This is a genomic window from Chryseobacterium sp. Chry.R1, assembly GCF_039645525.1.
Lineage (GTDB): Bacteria > Bacteroidota > Bacteroidia > Flavobacteriales > Weeksellaceae > Chryseobacterium > Chryseobacterium proteolyticum.
Window position 1 is genome coordinate 1,549,346 of the sequence record NZ_CP151793.1, and the last position, 26,399, is coordinate 1,575,744.

Sequence of the window (26,399 nt, forward strand, 5' to 3'; positions counted from 1 at the left end):
AGGTCTTCTAAAACAGTTTTAATTTTCCAAAGATAAGTTTTAATTTGAATTTTTCTATGGAGTCATCCCCTTTTATATCTATTCTACATAGCTCATATTTCTTAGATGGATAGTAATTTACTCTGTTTCCAATTCTTACGGCAAAATCAATTCCCAACTTTTTTAAGGTAAGAAAAAGCTTTTTCTTATCCTCATCTTTCTTGGGGTATTTCCCATAAGGATAAGCAAGGACCTTTTTATACCTAATATGATGGTCATTAAGAATTTGCATATTTGTTTCAAGATCCTTTTCGATTTCTTCTGGTGTTAATGTTCTCAGATTTTCATGAGCATGAGTATGCAAGGCAATCTCAAAATAATTCTGATCAAGATTTCTGATATCTTCAAAAGTCATCATGGGATAATCTTTGTATCCTTCTTGAATAAATTTTGTAGGAATAAATATAACAGCTTTTAAGTTGTATTTTTCTAATAGGGAAGGGAGATAGTCGAAATTGTTTTTATAACCATCATCGAATGTTAATATAATGTTATTCTTAGTCGGAATGTTGATTTCCGAAAAGAATTTAGAAGTGTAATTTTTGTCTTTCAGATATTTAAACTGACGCTCAAGATTATCAAGGCTTACCATGAGGTCATCTGTACTTTTTTCTCCTATCTGGTGGTACATGAGGATAATCAATCTGTTTTCAGTGAAGAAAATGAGATAGAGTCTGAAATGTATCACTAAGAATACCAATATAGCAGATATAATAATTAGGGATAACATCATACGGCTTTCTTGTGGTATTTTTTTTCAAGTTCTTCTAATTTTATTTTTTCACGAAGTTTAATGTACTTGAGAAATGTATAATAAGACATGGTTTTAGCGATATAGTATCCGGCAAACCCATCCAGGAAGCCAAATTTAAAGATAAAAACTTTTATAAATTCGAAAACAGGGCTTACGATAACCTTAAAACGCTTGATTCTTTTTCCTTTTTCAAACATTTTCTCCGCCATCATATCAGAATATTTATTGATTTTTGATACATGGCAATGTATACTTCTGTAAGTATAGTGATCAAGCCTGCCATCGAGATTTCCTGCTTTTTTATCAGAGATCAGATATTCATGTACTTTATCATCTGAATATTTTGCCGAATCCTTCCTGAACAATCTTTCTCGGGATACAGTTCCCCAGCCTCCATACCTTATCAAATGAGTCCCTAGGTGGTTATTAAATTTCGCCTTATAAATATGATATTCAGGATTATTTAACGACGTTACCTGCCTGATAGAATTTCTTAGTTCCGTATCAGGGATTTCATCAGCGTCCAGAAATAAGATCCATTCACCAGAACATAAAGAAAGGGCATGGTTTTTCTGTTCACCATACCCGTTAAATTTCTTTTCAAAAAACTTGACCTCGGGATATTGTTGAAGAACAATTTCTTTTGTGCGATCAGTTGAATAGCTATCGACGATTATAATTTCATCGACGATATTATAAAGGGAATCTAAAAGCCTTGCAATGTTATGCTCTTCATTATAAGTAATGACAGCCAGAGTAAGAGACATTATTTAAACTCGAGAATCGTTTTTTTAATGATTTCTATACAATCAAGTAACTGCTCCTCTGTAATGACCAAAGGTGGTGCTAATCTAATGATATTTCCGTGAGTAGGCTTGGCAAGCAGTCCGTTTTCTTTTAATTTCAGACACAGGTTCCACGCTGTAGAGCTGTCAGGAGTATCATTGATTAGAATAGCATTTAGCAATCCTTTACCTCGTACTTTAGTAATAAGGTCAGATTTTTCAATTAATTTTTGAATCTCATTTCTGAAAAGCTGTCCTAATTGTTCGGCTCTTTCAGATAGGTGCTCATCTGCTACAACATCTAAAGCTGCTACGGCTACTGCACAGGCTATTGGATTTCCTCCAAATGTTGAACCGTGCTGTCCGGGTTTAATAACATTCATGATTTCATTGTTAGCAAGAACAGCAGATACAGGATACATTCCTCCGGAAAGTGCTTTCCCTAAAATCAGGATATCTGGCTGCACATTTTCATGGTAACAGGCAATCATTTTCCCGGTTCTTGCAATACCTGTCTGTACTTCGTCCGCAATAAAAAGAACATTATGTTTTTTACACAGCTCAGAAGCTCCTTTAAGAAAGCCCTCATCCGGAACATACACTCCGGCTTCACCCTGAATGGGTTCAACTAAAAATGCGGCAATATTTTCTGCTTCATTGTTTAATACTTCTTCCAGAGCTGAAAGATCATTATATGTGATTTTAATAAAACCCGGGGTAAAAGGCCCATAATTTTGATTCGCATCCGGATCGTTAGAAAATGAAACAATAGTAGTTGTTCTACCATGGAAATTATTTTCGCAAACAATTATTTTCGCTGCACTTTCTGAAATACCTTTAACTTCATAACTCCATTTTCTGGCAAGTTTCACTGCTGTTTCTACTGCTTCAGCGCCAGAGTTCATGGGTAACACTTTATCAAAACCAAATAAAGTAGTAATCTTCTTTTCGTACTCTCCTAATTTTGAATTGTAAAAAGCTCTTGAAGTAAGAGCAAGCTTTTTAGCCTGATTTACTAAAGCATCTACGATTTTTGGATGGGAGTGGCCCTGGTTTACGGCAGAATAAGCTGAAAGAAAATCATAATATTTCCTGCCTTCTACATCCCATACAAATACACCTTCTCCTCGGTCTAAAACTACGGGAAGAGGATGGTAATTATGTGCTCCATGCTTGTCTTCAAGGTCGATAAAATACTGTGAATTTTTTTCTGTTTCTACTGTTGACATATTCTTTTGGTTTTGTACAAAGTTAATAATTTAATATGATAAGGTATCAATAAAAAACTGCCCCGATTTGAGGCAGTTTCTGTTTTTTATATTAAATAATCTTAATGATTATCATATTTTCTATCCATTACAAAGTCTTCCATGAACTTTGTAGTGTAGTTTCCTGCAAGATAATTTTCGTCATCCATTAATTGTCTGTGGAAAGGAATCGTTGTTTTTACTCCTTCAATATAAAACTCTTCCAATGCACGTCTCATTTTAGCAATTGCTTCTTCACGGGTTTGAGCCGTAGTAATTAGCTTTGCAATCATAGAGTCGTAATTAGAAGGGATCGTATACCCTGAGTAAACATGAGTGTCTACTCTGATTCCATGTCCCCCAGGGATATTTAATCCTGTTATTTTTCCTGGAGAAGGTCTGAAATCAGCATATGGATCTTCAGCATTAATTCTACATTCAATTGAATGTAATTTCGGGTAATAATTGATTCCTGATATTGGAGTTCCTGCAGCTAACAGGATCTGTTCCCTGATCAAATCATAATCAATTACCTGCTCGGTAATAGGGTGTTCTACCTGAATCCTTGTGTTCATTTCCATGAAATAGAAATTTCTGTGTTTGTCCACTAGGAATTCGATTGTTCCCACACCTTCGTAACCAATGAATTCAGCTGCTTTTACTGCTGCTGCCCCCATTTTCTCACGAAGTTCATCGGTCATAAACGGAGAAGGAGTTTCTTCTGTCAATTTTTGATTTCTTCTTTGTACAGAACAGTCTCTTTCAGAAAGGTGACAGGCTTTACCATATTGATCTCCTGCAACCTGAATTTCGATATGTCTAGGCTCTTCAATTAATTTTTCCATGTACATACCTCCGTTTCCAAAAGCGGCTACAGCCTCCTGAATGGCAGAATCCCAATGCTCCTTAAGATCTTCTGCTTTCCAGACAGCTCTCATTCCTTTTCCACCTCCACCGGCAGTTGCTTTGATCATTACAGGATATCCTGTCTCTTCAGCAACTTTCACTGCATGCTCATATGATTCAATAAGACCGTCAGAACCTGGAACACATGGCACACCTGCAGCCTTCATGGTTGCTTTGGCGTTCGCTTTGTCACCCATTTTCTCAATTTGTTCTGGGGAAGCACCAATAAACTTGATCCCATTTTTCTGACAGATTCTAGAAAAATTCGCATTTTCAGATAGGAATCCATAACCAGGGTGAATAGCATCTGCATTAGTAATCTCTGCAGCAGCGATGATATTTGGAATTTTAAGGTATGAGTCTTTGCTCATTGCAGGACCAATACAAACTGCTTCATCGGCAAATCTTACGTGAAGACTGTCTTTATCTGCAGTAGAGTAAACTGCAACGGTTTTGATCCCCATTTCTTTGCAAGTACGAAGAATACGCATTGCAATCTCGCCACGGTTGGCTATTAATATTTTTTTGAACATCTTCTTCAATTTGAAAATTAGATAATTTGAAAATTAGATAATGTTATTTTAATGTAGAATTTAATCTAACATCCAATGTCTAACATCTAACTTCTAAATTAAGATGGATCTACTAGGAATAAAGGTTGGTCGTACTCTACAGGAGTAGCATCGTCTACCAATATCTTAACGATTTTACCGCTGATCTCAGATTCTATCTGATTGAATAATTTCATTGCTTCAATTACACAAACGATTTTTCCGTTAGAAACTTCATCACCTACATTTACAAAAACGTCTTTATCTGGAGATGGCTTTCTGTAGAAAGTACCAATCATTGGAGACTTAATAGTTAAATACTTGCTGTCATCAGAAGCTGCTTCTACTTTTTCAGTTGGGGTAGTGGCAGCTGGAGTTTGTACAGGAGCTGCTACTTGCTGAGGAGCAGTGTGGTAAACTGCTGGTTGTGCATAGTTTACTTCGCTTCCTGCTAATGGAGTTTTAATAGTGATTTCGAAATCTTTAGTCTTGTATTTAACCTCTGAAACTTCGGCTTTAGATACAAACTTGATAAGATTTTGTATGTCTTTAATGTCCATAAATTTGATATTTGATTTTGAGCCAAAGATACCAAAAAAACATAAAAAACAACAAAAAATCGCCCAATTTTGATGAAATTGGGCGATTTTTGTATTAAAATGAGGTTTTTTTAAATTTACCTCTTAGTTTTCTTCAGTAGTTTCCACTGTTTTCTCTAGTACTACTTTACCTCTATAGTAAAGTTTTCCTTCATGCCAGTGAGCTCTGTGATAAAGGTGGTGTTCACCTGTAGTTGCATCTTTCGCTAATTGAGGAACTACTGCTTTGTAGTGAGTTCTTCTCTTATCTCTTCTTGTGGACGACTGTCTTCTCTTTGGATGTGCCATTGTGTAATAACTTTTTTAATTTGATGAGCGATGAGATTTTTTTCATCATCTCATCATATTTAAATTATTTTAATTTTTATCTTTTAATTTTTTTAAAGCTTCCCATCTTGGGTCACTCTCATGTTCTTCCTCTTCCTTTTCTTCAATATCTTTAGGACTGAACTGGTCCAAAATTTTTAAATCTTCATCACTTACGTCAGGAGATACTTTTTTCATAGGTATGGAAAGTACTACATTTTCGTAAATCAACTGTGCTACATTGAAAGCGTGGTCCGAGCTTGGAATAGTAATAACGTTTTCGTCACTATCATCATATTCTTCTCCAAACTTGACCAGGACTTTAATTTCATTTTCAATCTGATGGTCAAAATCGGCGCTTGTAATATCGCAAACCAATTCTACGGTTCCATCAATTTTTATTTCAAACTCTAAAAAAGTAGTATGCTTTTCCAAAAGAACATCTACTGTTATTCTAGGATTTGTAAATTCTTGTTCAGTGTCAAATAATTGAAAGAACGATTGGTCTATCTCAAATTTGAACTGATGCTTGCCGTTTTTTAATCCGGAAAAGCTTACGTCATAGTTTCTTAACTTGTCCATAAAATGAGTGTGCAAAAATATGCATTTTTTTTATAATTACAAATAAAATATCAAACAAATTAATTTTAAATGTGTTTAGAAGAGTTATGCTTCATTTTCATCAGGAAGATCTTCATCTATTCCATTATCTACAGCCATTTTTCTTGGTTGCATCCTATTGCTCATGAGATCGTTATATTCGCTTCTGTTCTTAAAAATTTTAATAGCTGTAAAAATAGCTTCTGTAAAACTCTGTTCATCGGCGATATTTTTTCCTGCAATATCATAAGCGACTCCATGGTCGGGAGAAGTTCTGATAAAAGGTAGTCCTGCAGTATAATTTACACCTTCTTCATAAGCCAGTGTTTTGAAAGGAGCAAGGCCCTGATCATGGTACATTGCTAAAACAGCATCGAAATTTTTATATTTATTGGGTTGGAAAAAACTGTCCGCAGGAAATGGTCCGAAAGCTAAAACTCCATTATCTGAAAGTTCTTTGATGGCTGGTCCGATAATCTCTATTTCCTCGCTACCAATTACTCCTCCGTCTCCGGAATGAGGATTTAGTCCTAATACGGCAATTTTTGGTTTTTGAATACAGAAATCTTCAATTAAAGTTTGGTTTAAGGCTTTGATCTGTTTTTTGATTTTTTCTTTCGAAATACTTTCGGCTACCTTAGCTAAAGGAATATGATGCGTAGAAACGGCTACTTTTAAATCATCCGTTACTAAAAACATTAAGCCTTTTTTATTGAATTTTTCTTCAAAATATCCAGTATGTCCGGCGTGTTTAAAGCCTAGTTTCATCATTTCATCCTTATTGATAGGCGCTGTAACAAGTACGTCAATGTCTCCTTTGATTAAAGCTTCTGTAGCAGCCTCCAGAGAGGATATTGCCATTTGGGTGGATTCTTCGGTAGGAGTTCCCAACTCTACATTAGAATTTTCCTTGGCAAGATTGACCATATTCAGTTTTCCCGTCTGAGCCTGAGAGGCTTCATTGATATAATTGAAGTTCAGATTCAGTTTGAAAATATTCTTTTGATAGGTAAATAATTTCCCGGATCCGAAGATTACAGGAGTGAAAAAATCTGTGATCGTTTTGTCTTTCAAAGACTTCATAATGATCTCAGGGCCGATGCCATTGAAATCACCTATTGAAATTCCTACTCGTACTTTATAGTTTTTTGGACTCATTTTGATTATCTTTGAAGATTATAATTTTACAAATTTAGCAAAAAATAATATGTTCACAGGAATTATTGAAGCAGTTGGAGTTATTGAGAAAATTGAAGAAAAAGGAAGTAATATCGACTTTACATTAACCTGCCCTTTTACCAATGAGTTAAAAATAGATCAAAGTCTTGCACATAACGGATGTTGTTTGACGGTTGTGGAAATTAAGAATGACCAATATGTTGTAACAGCAATTAATGAGACTCTGGAAAAGACTAATCTTGGAAAATGGGAAGTGGGAACAGTAGTAAATCTTGAACGTTGTATGAAGATGGATGGCAGACTGGATGGGCATATTGTACAGGGACATGTGGATAAGACAGGTGAAGTTGTAGGAATCGAAAATAAAGACGGGAGCTATTTCATTACAGTGAAATATGATAATGACGGTGATTTTGTAACAGTACCTCAGGGATCAATTACTATGAATGGAATAAGTCTTACCGTTGCTAAAAGTGAGGATTTCCAATTTTCTGTCGCGATTATTCCATATACCTGGGAGTTTACGAATATGCAATATTTAAAAATAGGTGATAAAGTTAATCTTGAATTTGACATAATTGGTAAGTATATTGCTAGGTTAATTAAAAAACAGAATGGCAATTAATAAGTACAAAGGATATAGCTTGAGGAATCGAGTGTTTTTCGGTTTCTTGCTGGTATGTCTTTTAAGTGTTGTTGCTTCATCCCTCGTTCCTTACTTTGTTTTGAGAAACCATTCTTTGCAACAAAGCAAAATTGACATGCAGGAGAAAACCAGTGCTGTAATGCGCTTTCTGGATTATGAAGTAAGCAGTACGGTACTCGAAACTAAAGATCTCCCTCAGGTTTTAGGAAATAAAATTTTTGAAATTGCAGATATCAATCAGCATGATATTGTGATTTATGATTTGAAAGGACATTACCTTCTTTCCAACAGAGATCAGGGGTTAGTATCTCAAAAATCAATTCCCGTAGATATTGTTAATCGAATCCTGGCGACCGATGCCAGAGTGGATATTAAAGGATATGATCAGGCAAAGGATGCGGTATTCACATCCTCTTATATGATCCTAAAAAATAATGTTCTAGAGCCTATAGGAATTGTATATATTCCTTTATATCATAATGAATCCGCTTATCTGGAAGTACTTCACCAATATGTTAAATATATCCTTTTGGTTGATTTCTTTCTTATTATATTCAGTATCTGGATTAGTTGGGTAACCTCAAACAGTTTGGCTAAAAATATTACGAAATTCTCTGATATGATTACGCGTATTACTCTTTTTGAGAATGAAATGCGTCCTATCAGATATTATAAAAATGATGAGCTAAATGCTTTGGCAAGAGCTTATAACAGAATGATACTTCAGATTCAGGATCAAAAAGAAAGGCTTAGGTTCAAAGCATCAGAGGAAGCGTGGAGAGAAATGGCGAAACAAGTAGCCCATGAAGTAAAAAATCCTTTGACTCCGATGAAGCTTACCATCCAGAATTTTGAAAGGAAGTTTGATCCTCAGGATCCTAATGTTACGGAAAGGGTGAAAATGATGAGTAAAACGATGGTTGATCAGATCGATTTGATTGCTACCGTAGCCTCTGCTTTTTCAGAATTTGCGAAGCTTCCTGAAAAAAATAATGAGACCATCAATCTGAATGCGGAGGTTGCTGATATTCTACGTGTTTTCAGTGATGACAGTGTTTTCGTTCATACCAACAAGGCAAATATCATGATCAACATGGACAGGATCTATCTTTCCAGGATTATTACCAACCTTGTTACCAATGCAAAGCAGGCTCAGAGCGAAGATAGAAAATTAATTATCAATGTTGATATAGAGCAGCATCAAAGAAGAGTAATGATCTCTGTGCAGGATAACGGAGTAGGTATTCCGGATAATATGTATGAAAGGATTTTTGAACCTAATTTCACGTCAAAAAACAGTGGGATGGGATTAGGGCTCTCCATGGTAAGAAAAATGGTGGAAGATTATAAAGGTGAAATTTCTGTAAAATCAGAAGTTGATAAAGGCTCTACATTTACTATAACACTACCGACCAATCTATAGTGAAACCTTTTAAGTTTAAGCAGTTTGATATTCAGCAATCCCCGGATGTTTTTCGTGTAGGGACTGATGGTGTTTTGTTAGGTGCTTTAGCTAGTGTCGATCGGGCAGCCAAAGTTCTTGAGGTAGGAACCGGTACAGGCTTGATATCTTTAATGCTTGCTCAAAGGAATCTTAATGCTGTGTTTTTAGGGTTGGATATTCAGATTGGTGCTGTTGAACTAACCCGGAAGAATTTCCGGAATTCGGTTTTCAGTGAAAGATTGAAAAATATTCATCAGGATTTTAAAACTTTTGAATCAAAAGATACATTTGATCTTATTGTTTCCAATCCTCCGTATTTTGAAGAGTCTGATTCCGGTAAGGATAAAATTGCCAGGCAGACAGTTGAGTTGAATTTCAGAGAACTAATCTCCAGAATTCCGTCGTTGTTGTCTGTAAGGGGTGTTTTTTCGGTGATCATTCCTGTTGAGGTGGGAATGGATTTTATTGGTCTTGCAAAAGAATATCATTTGTTTTTGTTCAGAAGAATTCAGATCAAAGGAATTGAACATTCAAAAGCTAAAAGACTGATATTGGAATTTTCCTTAAGGGAAGGTGAGGCCGAAGACTCTGAATTGGTGATAGAAAAAAGTCCGAGAAAATACTCGGACCAATATTTAGAACTCACTAAAGAGTTTCATGTTTTTAGTAAATGAAAATTACTCGAATAATTCCGTGGTATCAAGTACGGATACCTTTCCATCTTCACATCTGATCGCTTCACCAGGGAAGTTTTGGATCATATGATAATCGTGAGTAGCCATCACTACTGCAGCACCGTTTTCCAAAGCAACCTGCTTAAGTAAAGTCATGATCTCATTAGACGTTTCCGGATCAAGGTTTCCGGTAGGCTCATCTGCAAGAATAAGATCCGGATGATTTAATAAAGCTCTTGCAATAGCTATACGTTGTTGCTCTCCTCCTGAAAGTTCATGTGGCATTTTATGCTTTTTGCTCTTCATGTTCACGCTTCCAAGAACTTCGTTGATACGATCTTCCATTTTGATTTTATCACTCCATCCTGTAGCCTCAAGAACAAATTTTAAATTCTTTTCCACTGTTCTGTCTGAAAGTAACTGAAAGTCCTGGAAAACAATTCCTAATTTTCTTCTCAGGTTAGGGATGTCAGACGTTCTCATTTTAGCAAGATCAAAACCTACTACATCACCGTGTCCTGAAGCCAATGGAATATGCCCGTACAATGTCTTTAAAAGTGAGCTTTTTCCTGATCCTGTTTTTCCGATAAGATAGCAAAATCTTCCTTTTTTAATATTGAGATTTACGTCAGAAAGAACAGTAAAGTTTTTTTGAGCAATCTTTGCATGTTGTAAACTTATAATGCTATCTCCTGAGATATTTGTATGTGGCATAATTTAATTTTAAGAGGGCGATTTCTAAAAAAAATCTTTTCAGATTTTAAAAATAGAAAAAAGAAACTTAAAGAACCTAAATTTTAGTAAATTTTAACAACAAAAAATGCCTGAAAAACTTCTTTTCAAGCATGATTTGTATATGATAATTTCGAGATTATCTCTTAGCGCGAGATGCACTTATCGTTAAACTCTTTCTGCCTTTAGCTCTTCTTGCAGCCAAAACTCTTCTACCGTTTGGCGTTGACATTCTTTCTCTGAAACCGTGTTTGTTTCTTCTTTTTCTTTCTGATGGCTGGAATGTTCTTTTACTCATTACTATATATTTAAATCGTAATTATCTATTTATTTTTCAGGTTGCAAAGATAAATATTTTTTTAGAAGTTACAAATTTATATTGTTTTTTTTTGAAATTAATTTAAGCATTTCTGAAGCTGATATTAGAAAAGTTCACTATAAATAGGGCCCCTCAGCTTATTTAAATTAATGTATTTCTCATTTATTTAAAAGCTCTATCTTTGGAGACTTAAATTTAAAGAACATAATGATGTTTACACCTACTGAACTTTTAGAAATAAAGAATCTTCTTACACCTGAAAATAAAATAGTTATCCTTACCCATTATAATCCGGATGGAGATGCTATTGGTTCCAGTTTAGGATTAAAACATTATTTGCAGGCAAAAGGCATAATGGCAGAAGTGGTTGTGCCTAATGATTTTCCTAAATTTTTGAAATGGATGGCTGAAGCCAGAAAGAATATTGTTGCTGAATATAAAAGAAAGGTTGCATTTGATCTTATTAGTGATGCAGATGTTATTTTTTGCTTAGACTTCAATTCACCTTCACGAATTGGCATTCTTGGAGACTGGCTGGTAAAAGCTACCGCAAAAAAAATTCTCATTGATCACCATCAGCAGCCTGAAGAGTTTGACTATGTATATTCAGATACCATTATCCCTGCAACTTCCCAGATGATCTATCATTTTATTGAAGCAATGGAGGATGAGGATTTGGTTAATAAAGATATTGCAGAGTGTCTTTATACCGGGATCATGACTGATACAGGAGGGTTTCGTTTCCGCTCAACAAGTGCTACGACACACCGTATTATTGCTAACCTCATTGAAAAAGGAGCTGATCCTTCCGTTATTACATCCAATACTTGGGATACCAATACCGTTTCCCGTCTGCATCTTTTAGCTCTGATATTAGGAAGAATAGAAGTGGTAAATGAGGGTACAGTAGCTGTTTTATACTTAACAAGAAAAGAACTTCAGGAATATGGCTTCCAAAAAGGAGATACTGAAGGTTTTGTTAATTATGGATTAAGTATAATCGGAGTGAAGATGTCTGCATTTTTCATGGAAGACCTGTATGAGGATTTTATCAAAATTTCTTTCAGAAGTAAAGATGATGTTGATGTTAATAAGTTTTCAAGGAAGTATTTCAATGGAGGAGGGCATATCAACGCAGCAGGAGGTAAATCAAATGATTCTTTACCGGATACTCTTGAAATATTTAAAAACAGAGTGGCTGAAGAGAATTTGTAAAATGAAACAGAAGAAGGGAGATACGAATCAAATAGCATTAAACCTGGCTTCAATTGTCAATTTTTAATTTTCTGTATCCCTTGTCTTCCAGTTCTGCACATGTATATTCATACACCTGCTGAAACATCTCGTCCATATATTTTTTGTTGAACAAGCTGAACTTTGTCATTTTAGGAGGATCAAGAAAGATCTTACATGAATTCACTTTAGAATAAACCGATTTTGCAATGGCTAAATGGAGAATTCTATCAAATTCCTTTAGCAGACTCATTTTTTTAAGTTCATCATAACTGATCGAATTCACATGTGATGCAATCAGGAAATCGCATTTATCAATGATTGGTTCTATGGGTAAGTTGTCTAAAACGCCACCATCTACATATATTTTTTCTCCAATCCTTACGGGTGGAAGTATAAAAGGAACGCTTGAAGATGCTAAAAGAGGTTGGAAAAGGGGTCCTTCTGAAAAGAAGCTTACAATGCCATGGGTCATTTCTGTTGCAGCCACATAAACAGGGATTTTCAGGATTTTAAAATCATCCTCAGGAAAGTGATCTGTAAATAGTTTTAAAATAAAATTTGAGCTGAAAATGCCATTTTTGGAAAGTTTTAAATAAGACCTGGAAAAAAAAGTGGTGCTTTTTACAATTTCCATCATCTCATCGGGAGTTTTTCCAAAAGAATAAAAAGCGCCAACAATAGAACCGGCGCTGGTACCTGAAATAATATCGGGTTTAAGATTGAATTCTTCCAACGCTTTTAAAACAGCAATATGGGCAATTCCACGCATGCCTCCACCGGAAAGTGTCAAGCCGATTACAGGTTTCTTTTTGTTGAAGGAGAATAAGCTCATTGAGAAAATTAATCTTCACTAATATACAAGAAATTTCAGAACCTTAATTGGGCTTATTGAGGATAAAATAGCTTGACTGTATTTAGTAATAATATGGCTCGTGTTGGAAAACAAAAAGCCTAAATGTTTATAAAACTAAGTTTTTCGGCATATTATGAAGAAGTTCAGTATTAATGATTTCTGCGCAAATGCCTGGTTTTTCCCAATGTCCGTTATGTCCGCAATCCAGAATGTATGATTTTATATTCGTACTGTCCGGAAGGTTATTGATGGTTGTTTCTGTTTTTACTGCATTATCATGCTTTCCTGAGAGAACTAATATTTTAGCCTCAAGATTTTCCAGAACATGTTTTTTGTCCGTTCGTTCTACCATTCCTTTTACGCAGGCTAATGCTCCCATATTATTGGTAGACAATGCAACTTCCAGAGCTGTTTCTATTTTGCCTTCAAGAATATCTCTTTCGTTAGGGTTGAATAAATTAGGAATTCCGGCCTTTGCATAATTAGGAAATGCTTCCTGAATAATTCTGTAGCTTTTTATACGTTGTTTTTTCTTTTCATCATCATCCGGAAAGTAGGTGGAAAAAAATAAGGTAAGACTTTTTATTGATTGGGAATATTTTTCAGCAAATGCCAATGAAGTATAGCCTCCCATAGAATGTCCTAACAGGTGAACTTTTTCAAGCTTTTGATCGTTTAGAACCTTTTTTACTTCATCAGCCATAAGCTCCATCGTATGAACGTCAGCCAAAATTTCTGATTTTCCGTGACCAGGGAGATCTATTTTTAAAAGGGTGAAATTTTTAGATAAGTGCGGCTCCATATCACTCCAGATAGAAAGATTTTCCATGAAGCCGTGGAGTAGTACTAAAATTTCCTTTCCGTTTCCTGTTTTTTCAAAATTCAGCATGTGTTCAGAATTAAAAGTGAATATCGATATAGTCTACAAATCCTGAGCCGTTTACCATATCCTGAAGCCTCCAGGTTTTTCCGCCGTCTTTAGATAAGAAAGTTTTTGTACCCTTTCTTATATCTATTTTCCCGTTTTCGTTTTCAGAGATGCTTTGCGAAATAATTCCTGTGAAATTCATATGCTTGTCGGAAACAACTTTCATATAGCCTTCAATATGTACATGATCTTTCCCTGATTTTATATCTCCAAGAACTTTATAATGATCCTTTTCACCTTCCGTTTTATTGAAATTGACAGAGCCTGCTTTTTTGATGAGATTATGCGTGAATTTATGATCTCCGCTAAAGTCTTTGAAATGGTTTTTACTTCTAATGCTGTCATTTATTTTTGTACGGGCAGCATTAATAGAATCGATAATTTTGACGCTGTCTGTTTGGTTTGGGGTTGATTGTGTTTCTTTTTTTGAACAAGAAAAAAGTAGGGCTGTAATTGCCGCGATCATTAGTATATTTTTCATCGAAGAATAAAAATTGTATTCTCAAAAGTAAATAAAAAAGAGCATTATTATAATGCTCTTTCTGTTTTATTTTATTAATTCTTCATAAACTTTCTTTTCCCAAGATTTCATGTCGGTGATTCCATAACGTTCCTTTTTAGAGATGGCAATGTTGTCCAGCATATCTACAAAATTTTTATAATTAGAATCATCTGTAGGTTCAATGATAATTGTGAAATTATCTTTTATAGGTGCGTCATTGTAAGCCTTCGAAATGATTTTTGAAATATTAACCCCATTATAATCGGTTTCTTTGAGATTGCTTGTGTTTAAATCTCCTTTTGCCTCCTGATGATAAAATATCCTATTATCCTTTCCGATAATAAATGTAACCTGGTTTTTGTTGTCAACTACATTTGTTGGTGGAGTTGGGCTTTTTGCCGGCAATCCCAGATCCATTACATTGGGTTTTGTAAAATTGGTTGTAAACATGAAAAAGGTTATTAATAAAAAACCTAAGTCTACCATTGGAGTCATGTCCACGCGGATTAATTTTTTCCGTTGTTTTCCTCCTGATTTTTCTTGTGCGATAACTTCAGCCATAAGTACAATTTTTAAATGTTAAACGGTTATTTGATAAAGATTGAATTATTTTTCTTTATCTGAAGGAATCCGTACAAAGTTTGTACCTAATTTTTCAAAATCTCACAATTTTTTAAAATTTATTAAATGTTTAGCATAAAGAAACCTTAGCGTTTTTGATTTTACTAATATTTTATGATTAATTAAGAGGTTGTGTATTATTTCTCTATGATCAATTTCTCAGATAAAATATTTTTTCCCTTATGCTCAGCGTGGATAATATAGATGCCATTGGTTAATTGAGAGGTATTAATAGAGCTTTTTTTATTATTATATTTTTGACTTTGCAATTTTCTTCCCGACATATCTGTTATCTGTACGGTAGTTCCGGCAGGCAGGTTATCCAGATAAATAAGATCTTTTGCAGGATTAGGATACAAGGAAATATTGTTTTTAATATTATTTTCTGCGGTACTTAGCTGTTCAGTTTGGATTTTTACCATCCAGCCATCGTTAAGCCCTTTATTAATGGTGATATCTCCGTCAGTAGAATAGGTTCCGCCCACTACAATATAGGTTCCGTCAGCAATCTCTATAATACCTCTGCCCATTTCATTACTGGTGCCTCCCAACGATTTTTGCCACATGATATTTCCGGAAGAGTCTGTCTTAATAATCCAGAAGTCACTGCTTCCATGATTACCCGTCACATCTCCATTGGTTGATTGGGCGTTTCCGGCAATGATATATCCGCCATCCAAGGTCCGTTGGATGGCTTCTCCATAATCAGAAGACGTTCCTCCAAAAGTTTTCTGCCATTGCAGGTCGCCTGACGAGTTGAGTTTCAGCATCCATACTTCACCCTGACCGTGATTTCCTGTTATATCTCCATCACTGGATTGAGTGTAGCCTACAAGTATATATCCGTTATCACTGGTGTTTTGTATATCGTACGGGTTTTCCCTGGAGGTTCCGCCATATGTTTTCTCCCAGATAACAACTCCTGATGGGTCTAATTTCAGAATCCAGAAATCTGAAGTGTCGGTTAAAGAAAAGTTGTAACTTCCGATAACGACATAACTTCCATCCGGAGTTTGCCTGATCTGATTTCCATCGTCTTGATTAAGAAAACCATATGTGTTTTGCCATTGTATATTTCCGGAACTGTCTAATTTGATGATCCACATGTCCCTTTGTCCGTGATTACTTGTAATATCACCATCTGTAGAGTAGGTAGATCCTATAGCAATATATCCTCCTTCATTTGTCTGCCGGATATCAACCCCATCTTCATCAGCACTACCACCCAGTGTTTTTTGCCATACAATATTGCCGTAGTTATCAAGTTTAAGTATCCATAAATCATATCCTCCATGATTTCCCATAATATCCCCATCCGTGGAACTTGTGGATCCAATGGCGATATATCCGCCGTCAGTGGTCTGCTGAATCTTAAATCCTCTGTCTATATTGCTTCCGCCATACGTTTTTTGCCATTGGATGGTACCGGAACTGTTTACTTTTACAATCCAAAGGTCTGTGCTTCCATGGTTTGTAGTTACGTCGCCATTTGAAGAGGTAGTATCCCCAATAGTGATGTATCCGCCGTCATTGGTTGCCTGGATATCAAAAAACTCTTCTCTACCTGTACCTCCAAAAGTCTTCTGCCATACTATGGAAGGTGCCTGGGCGCTTAAACAAAGAAAATTTAAAGTGAAAAATAAAAGATAAAATAGATTTTTCATGTATACTTTTATCCTAAAAATAAATAAAAATTATTGGGTTTATTTATTTCAATAAGTAAGTGTAGACATTTTTCTAATAAGTGTAAAAAGCCCTGTCAATTTAATTAACAGGGCTGTAATATTTTTAAGTGGAAAAACTATTTATTCTGTTTGTAGTAATTTACTCCGCATTCCAGGAATTTTTTAAACTCCTCTTTCGGCATATAACCTGATACAGGAGTGTTGATAACCTTTCCGCCCGGAGTTACCAAAACGTAATGGGGTTGGGAATTGTTATTGAAATTAACCTGCTGGAATAAACTCCATCTGTCTCCGATTGTTTTTACTTTTTTAATTTGACCGTCTCCCAGATCAATTTTGGTTTTCTGATCTTCCGGAAGTTCTTCTTTGTCGTCAACATACAGAGAAGCAAGAATGACATCGTTTTGAAGGATGGGTAAAATGTCGGGTTCGCTCCAGACAAACTCTTCCATTTTTCTACAGTTTTCACAACCATATCCTGTGAAGTCAATCAAAATGGGCTTATTTTCTTTTTTTGCTAATTCTACAGCGCTGAAAAAGTCATGTTCCGGATGCATTCCCAGAATTCCGTCCTTTTCATTATGGAAATAGCTAACGTTGAGCGGAGGAAGGATACCACTCAGTAACTGAAGTTTTGGACGCTCAGAAGGGATTAATCCCTGGATCAGATAGATAACAAATCCAATTCCCAATACTCCCAATATCTTTCTGGTGATGGATATTTTGGGTTTTTTATCATCATGAGGGAATCTGATCAGTCCAAATAAATATAAAGCAAGACCAATTGTAATGATGATCCAGATAACAATAAATAATTCTCTTTTTAATAAAAATGTTTTAGAAACAAGGTCTGCTTTTGATAGGAATTTTAAAGCCAATGCAAGTTCCACGAAACCTAGCACTACTTTTACTGTATTCATCCATCCTCCTGATTTAGGAAGGCTCTGCAAAGCTTGAGGAAATAATGCTAAAAGTCCGAAAATAATTGCCCAGGCCAAACCAAAACCAGCCAATGCAAAAGTTAGCAACATCGGTACATTGGTAGATCCGGTAACAGCACTCCCTAATAAACTTCCTAAAATAGGTCCGGTACATGAGAAGGAAACAATCACCAGTGTAAGAGCCATAAAGAAGATTCCAATGATACCTCCTGCCTCTTCAGCCTTAGATGATTTATTGGCAATAGCGCTTGGTAGTGTAATATCATAGTATCCGAAGAAGCTTCCGGCAAAGAAAATAAATATGATAAAGAACGCTATATTAAGCCAAACACTTGTTGAAATTTCATTAAAGATATTTCCTGCAATTCCATTAATTAAATGGAACGGAACACTTAACAATACAAATATAAGCAGGATGAAAAAACCATAGATAAGAGCATCTCTTTTTCCTTTAGCTTTATTTTTATTTCCTTTAGTAAAGAATGATACCGTTAGAGGGATCATTGGAAAAACACAAGGGGTTAATAAGGCTATTAATCCACCTATAAATCCTAAAAATAAATAGGTCCAGTAGTTTTCATCAACTTTTGAAGACTTAGTACCACAATCCGTTAAAGGCTTTTTAAAATCTATTGTTTCTATTTTCAATTTTTTAGGATCCAGATGCGAAACCTGGGATACGACAATTTCGTCTTTAGATGGATTTTCTACAGCGGTTACAGTCGTTTTTGCAGAATCTTTAACTGTTTCTGCAACAGCTTCAGGGGTTGCTTCTTCAGTCGCTCCTTTTGGAGTGACCTTTTGATTGAATTCTAATGTATTGGGAGCCAGACATACCCTGTCATCACACGTTTGATAAGTGATCTCAGAGGTAACATCTGCGGGTTTTGTAGGGTCTTTAAGTTTGAATTTTTGTTTAAAGCCTGCCGAGTTTGAATAGAAAACAATCGTTCCGCCAAAAGCTTCAGAGAATTCTTCATGCTTCTTTCCAACCTCCTGAAATTTTCCAATCAGTTCAATATTTTTTCCCGAAACTTTATATTCTGTGGGAATCCCTGTATCTTCAGGAATATCTCTCGAGTAAATATGCCAACCACTTTCCATCGTTGCATTAAGAACTGCCTCGTATTGATTATTTCCCAGATCATTGATCGTGAACTTGAATTTTACAGGATTTTTGATCTGTGCATTGAGTCCTGAAAATAAGAATACCAAAGCTAATAACAGCCATGCTTTAAATTTACTTTTCATTTTTTACTTTTCATTAAAAAGGTTTAGGGTATGCTTTGTTTTTTCTGTACACACAAATCTTCTGTCTTGTCTGTAAGGAATAATGCCTAAGACGTTTTTATTGTCGTCCGCCAATACCCAAATTTTTTGCTTCGCTAAAATAGATAATTTTTCATCCTTAAAAAACTTGGAAACTTTCTTTTTTCCCGAAAAGAGTAATGGATAAAATAAATCACCTTCCTCTTTTTTCCTTAAAATTAATGGGAATTGAAGCTGTTCTGCATCAAAAGACCATTGGAAACTCTTGCTATGCTCACTACTGTCTGTAATGAATGTGGCAAGATTGATATCAACTGAAACTTTATTGAAATCAAACTTTTCAATTAAAATTATCTGTTCTTCCTCTTTTTTATCAACCTTATTGATTATGATAAGTTCATCCCGATTAACCATCAGTTGATAATCATTAGAAAAAAAAGAACTTCCTGTAGAGGCGGTGAAAATTTTCCTGATTTCTTCTTCTTTGTTGAATCCGTATTTTTTTAAAATCTCGAACTTTATAAAATCACTTTCTTTAGCCAGCTTTTGCTTTGATAGGATTCTCTTTTCCAGGTTAAATGTAGAAATACTATTTTCTACTTCTTCTATTTGTTTTTGTATAAAATCTTTTGCCTGATTCAGGTAGGAAGAGCTTTTTTTAAAATTTTCTAAAAAATGATCATTAGTTTCAAGAAGTTTCGGGACAATTTCATTTCTGATTTTGTTTCTTAAGTAATCGTTTTTTTTATTAGACGCATCTTCTCTGTATTCAATATTGTTTTCTTTTGCAAAACTATAAATCTCTTCTTTGGAATAACCTAAAAGAGGGCGCAGGATTTTGTTCTCATTAGCAGGAATGCCGCTCAATCCGTTAATCCCTGCTGCTTTTGACAGATTAATGATGAATGTTTCTAGTTGATCATTCAGGTGATGTGCGGTTACCAGGTATTCTAGCTTTTCGGCCTCTTGTACCTTTTTAAAAAATTGATACCGGAGTTCCCTGGCCCAAAGCTGAATGGAATTTTCAGGTTGTTGATCTTCTTCCGAAACCTCATATAAATGAAATCTGATGTCATTGGCCTGACAAAAATCCTGAACAACTTTCTGATCCGAATCAGAGTCCTTACCCCGAAGTTTGTAATTGATATGTGCAATCTGAAAATTAAGACCCAGATTACTGAATAAAAAAGCTAAAACCATGGAATCTGCACCTCCGCTTACTGCTAAAAGATAATTGTGTTTTTCGGGTGAGTTAACCAGATTTTGCAGCTGTTCTTTAATACTTAATTTTTTCAACATAACTGTTGAGAATTTCATTTGTGCAAAGATAATTCATATAATTCAATTGAATTTTCTAACTTTGATCCGTCTAAAAAAGATTATTTATGAAGATATTAAAAATTTTAGCAGTTTCTGCGATGGCGTTGGGAATGACATCTTGTGTCAGCAAAAAACAGTATGATGCACTAAGTTCGAACTACAAACAGTGCATTGAAAATATTGGCGAAAGACAAAGAGAGATTCAGGATCTGAAATCTCAAAACTCCGCATTATCCGGTGAAAATAGTTTACTAAAAAGCCAGCATGATGCTCTGAAGTCATCTTTAGATGCATGCTTATCCAATACAGGAAAAAGCTCTGCAAATATTGATAAACTTGTAGGTGAGATTAATGCTTCAAACTCATACATCAAACAATTGATTTCTAATAATGCTAAAAATGACAGTCTGAATTTAGCATTGTCAAATAAACTGAAAAGATCTTTGGATAATGTAACCGATGAGGATGTTCAGGTAAAAGTATTGAAAGGAGTTGTAATGATTTCCCTTTCAGATAAAATGTTGTACAAAACAGGAGATTATAACATTCTGCCGGCAGCTCAGGAAGTACTAGGAAAAGTAGCTAAAGTGATCAACGATTACGATAAATATTCCGTACTTATTGAAGGGAATACTGATAATGCTCCTTTGAGCTCTGCTAATTTACCAAGAGACAACTGGGATCTTTCTGCATTGAGAGGAACTGCGGTTGCGAAGGTGCTGCAAACTCAGTTTGGTGTAGATCCTTCAAGAATTACAGCTGGAGGTCGTTCAGAATACAATCCTAAAGCAACGAACATGAGTGTTTCAGGAAGAGCAGAAAACAGAAGAACTGAAATTATCATTATGCCTAAGCTTGATGAGTTTATGAAACTTATGGATATTGCTCCTAAGAAATAATACTTGAAATATAAACATAAATAAATCCCGGAGAAATTCGGGATTTATTATTTTAATCAAACTAATTCTTCTTGTTTCAATAATGAAATAATTCGCTTAATAAATGAATCGGATAATTTGCGTTTAGTTTTTTCAGAAGATACATTCTCTAATGATCCTGTAGCTTTTCTCTTTTTCTTAGTTAGGCTTTCTTCTGTTTCCATGTTTATGATGTTTTTGCGTTTGCTGCTTAGCAAAGGTACTAATGTCCAGTCTGCTAAAACACCCGTGTTTTTACGGTATTTTAGCAGGGTGATTTTCCCATGGTTATATAGTATCTTTTATCCACAATACCACCATTTTTTCTTTTATTTAATTAAATTTGAATAACAAAAATCGATAACATGAGTTTTTTTGAAGAAAAGAACCCGGAAATGGATAGGTATCTAGAGACCCACGCTTCTTCCGAGCCTGAAATTCTGAAGAGATTAAGAAAAGAAACCTTCCAGAAAACAACACAGCCGCATATGATATCCGGTTATCAGCAGGGAAGGCTTTTAACGATTATTTCCCAGATGCTGCGGCCAGTAAATATTCTTGAAATAGGAACTTTTACGGGATATGCCACCCTTTGTTTAGCTACGGGCTTATCCAAAGAAGGAAAAATTACAACATTGGATGTTAATGAGGACCTGGCTTACCTTCCAAGGAAGTATTTTTCTGAAAGTGAATTTTCGGAGCAGATCTATTTTAAACTTCAGGATGCAAAAAACTTCTTAAACGAAACAAATGAGATTTTTGATCTTGTTTTTATCGATGCAGATAAGGATAATTATGCAGAATATTTCAGATTAATAAAACCCCATACCCAATCCGGATCAGTGGTATTGTTTGATAATGTTCTATGGTACGGTAAAGTATTGGAAGAAAACCCAAAACAAAGATCTACCCAGGTCATTAAAGAATTAAATGATTTGATTGCAAAAGATGAAGATTTTGAAAATCTTATTTTACCTTTGCGTGACGGGGTTAATTTCCTTCGAAGGAAGTAAATAGAGAGGTTTGAAATTTAAATTTTTTAATTTTCAAATTCTTAGTCATTTAATATATAAAGAAAGTTGATGAATAAAGGAATCTGTATTGTTACTGTAGCTCCTGTCCGGGCAGAAAACTCGGACAAAGCAGAGATTGTAACAGAAATATTGTTTGGTGAAAGTGCTGATATTTTGGAAGTGAATAAAAACTGGACCAAAATAAAAATGCATTATGATGGCTATGAAGGATGGATGGATACTAAACAGATAAAACCTGTATCAGACGAAGAACTTGAAAAGAGAAAAGTTACTCTGATTACGGAAGATTTCTCCTCTGTATTGATGAATGATGGTAAAACATTGCTTTCTATGGGATCAGAAGTTGAATTTCCGGCTGTGGCTTCAAGGAGAAGTCATGATATTCGGGAAAGCATTGCTTTAACGGCAAAAGAATTTCTTAATGTTCCTTATTTATGGGGAGGAAAAAGCTTTTTTGCGGTAGATTGTTCAGGCTTTACACAATTGGTGTATAAAGTTCACGACATCAAGCTTCCGAGAGATACCTATCAGCAGGCAGAGATGGGGGAGCCTTTAACCTTTGTTGAGGAAAGTCAGCCCGGAGACCTGGCATTCTTTGAAAATACCGAAGGGAAAATTATTCACGTTGGAATTATGTTAGAAAATCAGAAGATCATTCATGCCTCTGGTAAGGTAAGAATTGACACCCTTGATTCCTCCGGGATTTTCAATAAGGAATTGAACAGTCATACCCATAAATTAAGAGTGATTAAAAAAGTTTTGTAATAACCGAAGCATGTCTGGTAAACTATTACTTATTGTAAATATTCTCTTGCTTATTTCAATTTGGATTTTTACCGGATGGAAATATGCAGAATTACCGGAAATTATTCCTACTCATTTTATGGTTAACGGAAGAATTGACGGTTATGATCATAAAAGGACAATTTGGATTTTACCTTCTATTGCTACCTTCTTATCTTTTATTCTTTTTGCGGTTACCAGAGATTCCAACTCTCCCATGCTTACTATTCCGGATCACTTCCGAAATAAAAAATCTTTAGAGCTTTTTGCATACAGTATTCTGCTACCTCTGCTATTGTTGTTTGGGTATACTCTTTTAGAAACCGTTTGGATAGCTGAAAACAGAACAAATACTTTGGGTAATATGTTTTTCGTTTTTTTCGGCTTGATGATCCTTGTAATAGGGACAAACATATTTGTAATGTTTAAAAAAGGAAAATATGATAAAATCCAAAAATAATTCTGATCACTATATATGGGGAGAGCATTGTGATAGCTGGGTACTGAAGGATACCCAGGAGCTTTCTGTAAAGCAGGAAAAAATGCCTTCGGGAACCTCTGAAAAACTTCATTTTCATAATAGAGCTAGCCAATTCTTTTATATTCTTAAGGGAGAGGCTTCATTTGAAATTGAGCAGGAAAAGTTTTTTATAAAAGCGGGTGAAAGTATTTCTATTGAGCCAAAAGCGCAACATTATATTTTTAATGATACAGAAGAAGAACTTGAGTTTTTAGTGATCTCTTGTCCTTCAACAAATAATGACCGGGTTGAAATTGAAAAATAGATGATGTCTTTTATTTATAACATACTGATTAATATCCTCATTTTCGGAATGAAAGTATTTTCGTTGTTCAATGAGAAAACTAAAAAAGGAATTGAGGGACGAAAACATTCTTTATCGCTTGTAAAATCTTCATTTTCAAAAACGGATAAGGTAATCTGGATGCATGCAGCAAGTCTGGGGGAATATGAGCAGGGGCTTCCTGTTCTTGAAAGGTTGAAAGAAATTTTTCCACAACATAAAATTCTGATTACATTTTTTTCACCTTCAGGATATGAAAATGTTATCAGGAAAAAACATATCGCTGATGTTATTTGCTATCTTCCTTTTGATACAAAAAAATCTGTAAGCGAGTTTGTTGCACAGTTCACTCCTGAACTATTCTTTACGGTTAAATATGATTATTGGTATAATCTTTTAGCTGAACTAAAAAAAAGGAATGCCAGAATTTATGTGATTTCTGCACTGTTCTATGAAAGGCAATCATTTTTTACATCTTACGGGAAATGGTTTGTTAAACAGCTTCAGTCAAACGTTGATTGGTTTTTTCATCAGACTGAATTTTCCTACGCTCTGGCTAAAAGTATAGGATTGGTAAAATCTTCTATAACAGGAGATACAAGATTTGACAGGGTTAAGCAACTTAGGAGCAGGGATCATCATGTGAAATTTATCAAAGACTTTACAGGAGATCAAAAAACCATTGTTTTCGGAAGTTCGTGGCATGCTGAAGAAAAAATTGCAGAGCTGGTTTCTGTAATGAATCAGGATGTGAAAATTATTATTGCTCCTCATGATTTAAAAAGAGTCCAGAACTTAAAGCAGATGTTTCCCAATGCCTTATTGTATAGTGAAATTTCTGATTCCGGATTTTCGGCTTTCAATCCTCAGCTGTTGATTATTGATAGCATCGGGCTACTATCAAAATTATATTCCTATGCTGATATTGCCGTAGTGGGAGGTGGGTTTCATGATGCAGGTCTTCATAATATTCTTGAAGCGGCGGCTTTTGGTGTTCCTGTTGTTTTCGGAAACCACTACAGAAAAAATCCTGAAGCAGATGAACTGATTTCAGCAGATGGAGGCAAATCTTTTGAAACCGAATATTTGGCTGCGGATTTTATTCTTTTTTTAACCCATAATGAAGAGGTAATTGAAGATATGTCTCAAAGTGCCAGAAAATTTGTAGATGATAAACCCGATTCTTCGGAGCTTATTATTGAAAAGATGATATCATTTTAAGAATCCCTGGCTTTTGATCTCTTTAATGATTAAATCCAGATTTTCAGGAATACGGTCAGATTTAAGCCATCTCATATCAAAACTATTATTGATACAAAGTTTCTGTAGGTAGCGGTTATTTTGAATTTTATCTTCCAGTTCATTCAATTGCTCATCGAACTCAATCCAGTAATCTTCATCAAGCTTTTGTATAGTAAGAAGCGCCTTTATTGCTTTATTGATTATATAAATGTAAAGCTTATATACAGCATCGAACCTTTGATGGTTGAGCTGAGAATTTTGGTCTAAAATTCTGTTGATGAGAAACAGGTGAAGTGATACTTCACCAAATTTATCGGTAGTCACTTTTATGTGTTCAGTTATTTCAGCGCTTATTTTTCTAATAAGAACCAGGAAATATTTTGGATTAGTTATATATTTAGATGCGAAAAGAACTTTTTCTTCAATGATATCTTCCATCTGGGATCTTTTCTGATCCGTTGTTTCAGTATCAATTAACTCAAAATATAGTTTTTTGGAAAGAAGCTTATCTTTTTTAAGAAGCCTGAAGATCAAACGGTCTTTTTCTATAGAAGAGAAATTACTCAGTGCTGCTTTGAATTCTTTTGAATACTCCATTAATTAAAAATTTTAGAATATTTCATAAACCCGTTCAACGCCCAGTTGGCAGTATAATATAGAGACTTTAACGTAGAAAACTTCATGAAATCTTTGTACACAAGGTACTGATCTTTTACGATATGCTGTTTTTTTCTGGAAACACTCGTTGAATGCATCCTGTATTTTGCCATAGTTTTTGGAAGGGGTTTTCCCACAGGAATTTTCTTTAGTAAATTGAGCCACATAACATGATCTTCCCGTTTGCTGCCTTCCGGAAAGTATTCTTTGCCTACCCTCTGGGAATCATACATCGATGATAGGAGGGATAATCGGCATGTTTTCAGTAAATTGTCAAAAGTTACTTCCTTGTCTGCTTTGAAATCTTCAATCTGAGGAATAAGCTGTTCATTGCATCTCGCATAATTGGAATAGGCAATTTCAGCATTTTCGCGCTTCATGAAGTTGATCATCTCTTCTAAAAAATCAGGCTCCCAGTAGTCATCGGCATCCAGAAAAGTAATAAATCTTCCGGTTGCTTTTTCAAGGGATAAATTTCGAGCATGTCCTGCACCTCCATTTTTTTCCGCAACAGATAACTTTATTCTTGGATCATTTACCTTACGGATTATATCCACAGAATTATCCAAAGACTTGTCATCAGTGATTAGCCACTCCCAGTCTGTAAAAGTTTGGCTCATTACAGAATGAATGGTCTCTTCCAGAAATCTGGAAGAATTATAGCATGGAGTGATTATGGAAACCTCGGGCATACGTGTTTTTATGCAAATATAAGGTTTTAAAATATCTGTTTTATTGAAGGAATTTTAAGAAAATGAAAATTATAATTGCAAAACCTAAAAAAAATGACAGAGTATTTAAAAAAAATCATAATTTTAGGCCTTGAA

At 35.0% G+C, this 26,399-nt stretch carries 30 protein-coding genes; 10 read left to right on the forward strand and 20 right to left on the reverse strand.

The window, feature by feature from the left end:
* Positions 1 to 7: 7 nt before the first annotated feature.
* The 8 genes from AAEU33_RS07155 to pdxA all read right to left on the reverse strand — a co-directional run bounded on the left by AAEU33_RS07155 (position 8) and on the right by pdxA (position 6,945).
* The gene (locus tag AAEU33_RS07155) at positions 8 to 772 is read right to left on the reverse strand and encodes a polysaccharide deacetylase family protein (protein WP_345991700.1); all 765 of its coding nucleotides are present in this window, start codon (positions 770 to 772) and stop codon (positions 8 to 10) included.
* Positions 769 to 1,560 (reverse strand): glycosyltransferase family 2 protein, encoded by a 792-nt coding sequence (locus tag AAEU33_RS07160; protein WP_345991703.1) that lies wholly within the window; start codon positions 1,558 to 1,560, stop codon positions 769 to 771. Before AAEU33_RS07160 ends, AAEU33_RS07155 begins: the two co-directional genes overlap by 4 nt.
* Positions 1,560 to 2,807, reverse strand: a complete 1,248-nt coding sequence (rocD, locus tag AAEU33_RS07165) for an ornithine--oxo-acid transaminase (RefSeq protein WP_345991705.1) — start codon at positions 2,805 to 2,807, stop codon at positions 1,560 to 1,562. The genes AAEU33_RS07160 and rocD overlap by 1 nt, the downstream gene beginning before the upstream one ends.
* Before the next feature lie 101 nt (positions 2,808 to 2,908).
* Complete coding sequence (gene accC, locus AAEU33_RS07170) at positions 2,909 to 4,264, reverse strand: acetyl-CoA carboxylase biotin carboxylase subunit (protein WP_172280855.1); 1,356 nt, start codon at positions 4,262 to 4,264, stop codon at positions 2,909 to 2,911.
* A gap of 98 nt (positions 4,265 to 4,362) precedes the next feature.
* The gene (gene accB, locus AAEU33_RS07175; protein WP_172280853.1) at positions 4,363 to 4,842 is read right to left on the reverse strand and encodes an acetyl-CoA carboxylase biotin carboxyl carrier protein; all 480 of its coding nucleotides are present in this window, start codon (positions 4,840 to 4,842) and stop codon (positions 4,363 to 4,365) included.
* 123 nt (positions 4,843 to 4,965) lie between these two features.
* Positions 4,966 to 5,169 carry a 50S ribosomal protein L32 gene (rpmF, locus tag AAEU33_RS07180; RefSeq protein WP_172280851.1) on the reverse strand — a complete coding sequence of 68 codons (204 nt, stop codon included), beginning with the start codon at positions 5,167 to 5,169 and terminating at the stop codon, positions 4,966 to 4,968.
* Positions 5,170 to 5,238: 69 nt separating this feature from the next.
* The gene (locus tag AAEU33_RS07185; RefSeq protein WP_172280849.1) at positions 5,239 to 5,769 is read right to left on the reverse strand and encodes a DUF177 domain-containing protein; all 531 of its coding nucleotides are present in this window, start codon (positions 5,767 to 5,769) and stop codon (positions 5,239 to 5,241) included.
* Positions 5,770 to 5,853: 84 nt separating this feature from the next.
* Positions 5,854 to 6,945, reverse strand: coding sequence for a 4-hydroxythreonine-4-phosphate dehydrogenase PdxA (gene pdxA, locus AAEU33_RS07190; RefSeq protein ID WP_345991708.1), 1,092 nt, complete (start codon positions 6,943 to 6,945; stop codon positions 5,854 to 5,856).
* Positions 6,946 to 6,994: 49 nt separating this feature from the next.
* Between pdxA and AAEU33_RS07195 the strand changes: the two genes are divergently transcribed.
* The 3 genes from AAEU33_RS07195 to AAEU33_RS07205 are packed head-to-tail and all read left to right on the forward strand — an operon-like array spanning position 6,995 to position 9,730.
* Positions 6,995 to 7,591, forward strand: coding sequence for a riboflavin synthase (locus AAEU33_RS07195; protein ID WP_273649719.1), 597 nt, complete (start codon positions 6,995 to 6,997; stop codon positions 7,589 to 7,591).
* Positions 7,581 to 9,035 carry a HAMP domain-containing sensor histidine kinase gene (locus tag AAEU33_RS07200; protein WP_172280843.1) on the forward strand — a complete coding sequence of 485 codons (1,455 nt, stop codon included), beginning with the start codon at positions 7,581 to 7,583 and terminating at the stop codon, positions 9,033 to 9,035. Before AAEU33_RS07195 ends, AAEU33_RS07200 begins: the two co-directional genes overlap by 11 nt.
* Complete coding sequence (locus tag AAEU33_RS07205) at positions 9,035 to 9,730, forward strand: methyltransferase (protein WP_345991711.1); 696 nt, start codon at positions 9,035 to 9,037, stop codon at positions 9,728 to 9,730. The genes AAEU33_RS07200 and AAEU33_RS07205 overlap by 1 nt, the downstream gene beginning before the upstream one ends.
* Positions 9,731 to 9,733: 3 nt before the next feature.
* Here the strand turns inward: AAEU33_RS07205 and AAEU33_RS07210 are convergent, their stop codons facing one another.
* A complete protein-coding gene (locus AAEU33_RS07210; protein ID WP_172280839.1) occupies positions 9,734 to 10,444 on the reverse strand; it encodes an ATP-binding cassette domain-containing protein in 711 nt (236 codons plus the stop codon).
* Positions 10,445 to 10,601: 157 nt separating this feature from the next.
* Positions 10,602 to 10,760 carry a 50S ribosomal protein L34 gene (gene rpmH, locus AAEU33_RS07215; protein ID WP_172280837.1) on the reverse strand — a complete coding sequence of 53 codons (159 nt, stop codon included), beginning with the start codon at positions 10,758 to 10,760 and terminating at the stop codon, positions 10,602 to 10,604.
* 231 nt (positions 10,761 to 10,991) lie between these two features.
* Between rpmH and AAEU33_RS07220 the strand changes: the two genes are divergently transcribed.
* A complete protein-coding gene (locus AAEU33_RS07220) occupies positions 10,992 to 11,996 on the forward strand; it encodes a bifunctional oligoribonuclease/PAP phosphatase NrnA (protein ID WP_345992751.1) in 1,005 nt (334 codons plus the stop codon).
* A 49-nt stretch (positions 11,997 to 12,045) separates the two neighbouring features.
* Here AAEU33_RS07220 and AAEU33_RS07225 read toward each other — a convergent pair whose 3' ends face one another.
* From AAEU33_RS07225 to tilS, 7 genes are all read right to left on the reverse strand, one after another.
* A complete protein-coding gene (locus tag AAEU33_RS07225; RefSeq protein WP_345991713.1) occupies positions 12,046 to 12,849 on the reverse strand; it encodes a patatin-like phospholipase family protein in 804 nt (267 codons plus the stop codon).
* Positions 12,850 to 12,976: 127 nt separating this feature from the next.
* On the reverse strand, positions 12,977 to 13,759 hold the full coding sequence (locus AAEU33_RS07230) for an alpha/beta hydrolase (RefSeq protein WP_345991715.1): 783 nt from the start codon (positions 13,757 to 13,759) through the stop codon (positions 12,977 to 12,979).
* A gap of 10 nt (positions 13,760 to 13,769) precedes the next feature.
* Positions 13,770 to 14,279, reverse strand: coding sequence for a hypothetical protein (locus AAEU33_RS07235; protein ID WP_345991717.1), 510 nt, complete (start codon positions 14,277 to 14,279; stop codon positions 13,770 to 13,772).
* A 66-nt stretch (positions 14,280 to 14,345) separates the two neighbouring features.
* Positions 14,346 to 14,861: a biopolymer transporter ExbD gene (locus AAEU33_RS07240; RefSeq protein ID WP_345991719.1), complete on the reverse strand. Its 516-nt coding sequence runs from the start codon at positions 14,859 to 14,861 to the stop codon at positions 14,346 to 14,348.
* A 197-nt stretch (positions 14,862 to 15,058) separates the two neighbouring features.
* Positions 15,059 to 16,585 carry a T9SS type A sorting domain-containing protein gene (locus tag AAEU33_RS07245; RefSeq protein WP_345991721.1) on the reverse strand — a complete coding sequence of 509 codons (1,527 nt, stop codon included), beginning with the start codon at positions 16,583 to 16,585 and terminating at the stop codon, positions 15,059 to 15,061.
* Between the two features lie 137 nt (positions 16,586 to 16,722).
* Positions 16,723 to 18,798 carry a cytochrome c biogenesis protein CcdA gene (locus AAEU33_RS07250; protein WP_345991723.1) on the reverse strand — a complete coding sequence of 692 codons (2,076 nt, stop codon included), beginning with the start codon at positions 18,796 to 18,798 and terminating at the stop codon, positions 16,723 to 16,725.
* 3 nt (positions 18,799 to 18,801) lie between these two features.
* Complete coding sequence (gene tilS, locus AAEU33_RS07255) at positions 18,802 to 20,115, reverse strand: tRNA lysidine(34) synthetase TilS (protein ID WP_345991725.1); 1,314 nt, start codon at positions 20,113 to 20,115, stop codon at positions 18,802 to 18,804.
* Positions 20,116 to 20,201: 86 nt separating this feature from the next.
* On the opposite strand from tilS, the gene AAEU33_RS07260 reads away from it, so the two are divergent.
* Positions 20,202 to 21,035: an OmpA family protein gene (locus AAEU33_RS07260; RefSeq protein WP_172280821.1), complete on the forward strand. Its 834-nt coding sequence runs from the start codon at positions 20,202 to 20,204 to the stop codon at positions 21,033 to 21,035.
* A gap of 56 nt (positions 21,036 to 21,091) precedes the next feature.
* On the opposite strand, the gene AAEU33_RS07265 is transcribed toward AAEU33_RS07260, so the two are convergent.
* Positions 21,092 to 21,238, reverse strand: a complete 147-nt coding sequence (locus AAEU33_RS07265) for a hypothetical protein (RefSeq protein ID WP_172280819.1) — start codon at positions 21,236 to 21,238, stop codon at positions 21,092 to 21,094.
* Positions 21,239 to 21,418: 180 nt separating this feature from the next.
* Between AAEU33_RS07265 and AAEU33_RS07270 the strand changes: the two genes are divergently transcribed.
* From AAEU33_RS07270 to AAEU33_RS07290, 5 genes are all read left to right on the forward strand, one after another.
* Positions 21,419 to 22,066 carry an O-methyltransferase gene (locus AAEU33_RS07270; RefSeq protein WP_345991728.1) on the forward strand — a complete coding sequence of 216 codons (648 nt, stop codon included), beginning with the start codon at positions 21,419 to 21,421 and terminating at the stop codon, positions 22,064 to 22,066.
* 69 nt (positions 22,067 to 22,135) lie between these two features.
* Positions 22,136 to 22,852 carry a C40 family peptidase gene (locus AAEU33_RS07275; RefSeq protein ID WP_345991730.1) on the forward strand — a complete coding sequence of 239 codons (717 nt, stop codon included), beginning with the start codon at positions 22,136 to 22,138 and terminating at the stop codon, positions 22,850 to 22,852.
* A gap of 10 nt (positions 22,853 to 22,862) precedes the next feature.
* On the forward strand, positions 22,863 to 23,330 hold the full coding sequence (locus AAEU33_RS07280) for a DUF1648 domain-containing protein (protein WP_345991732.1): 468 nt from the start codon (positions 22,863 to 22,865) through the stop codon (positions 23,328 to 23,330).
* Positions 23,311 to 23,655, forward strand: coding sequence for a cupin domain-containing protein (locus AAEU33_RS07285; RefSeq protein WP_273649696.1), 345 nt, complete (start codon positions 23,311 to 23,313; stop codon positions 23,653 to 23,655). The genes AAEU33_RS07280 and AAEU33_RS07285 overlap by 20 nt, the downstream gene beginning before the upstream one ends.
* A gap of 3 nt (positions 23,656 to 23,658) precedes the next feature.
* A complete protein-coding gene (locus tag AAEU33_RS07290; protein WP_273651064.1) occupies positions 23,659 to 24,894 on the forward strand; it encodes a glycosyltransferase N-terminal domain-containing protein in 1,236 nt (411 codons plus the stop codon).
* Here the strand turns inward: AAEU33_RS07290 and AAEU33_RS07295 are convergent.
* Positions 24,886 to 25,512, reverse strand: a complete 627-nt coding sequence (locus tag AAEU33_RS07295) for a deoxyuridine 5'-triphosphate nucleotidohydrolase (protein WP_345991734.1) — start codon at positions 25,510 to 25,512, stop codon at positions 24,886 to 24,888. The genes AAEU33_RS07290 and AAEU33_RS07295 overlap by 9 nt on opposite strands.
* Positions 25,512 to 26,264, reverse strand: a complete 753-nt coding sequence (locus AAEU33_RS07300; RefSeq protein WP_345991736.1) for a glycosyltransferase — start codon at positions 26,262 to 26,264, stop codon at positions 25,512 to 25,514. Before AAEU33_RS07300 ends, AAEU33_RS07295 begins: the two co-directional genes overlap by 1 nt.
* Positions 26,265 to 26,399 lie beyond the last annotated feature (135 nt).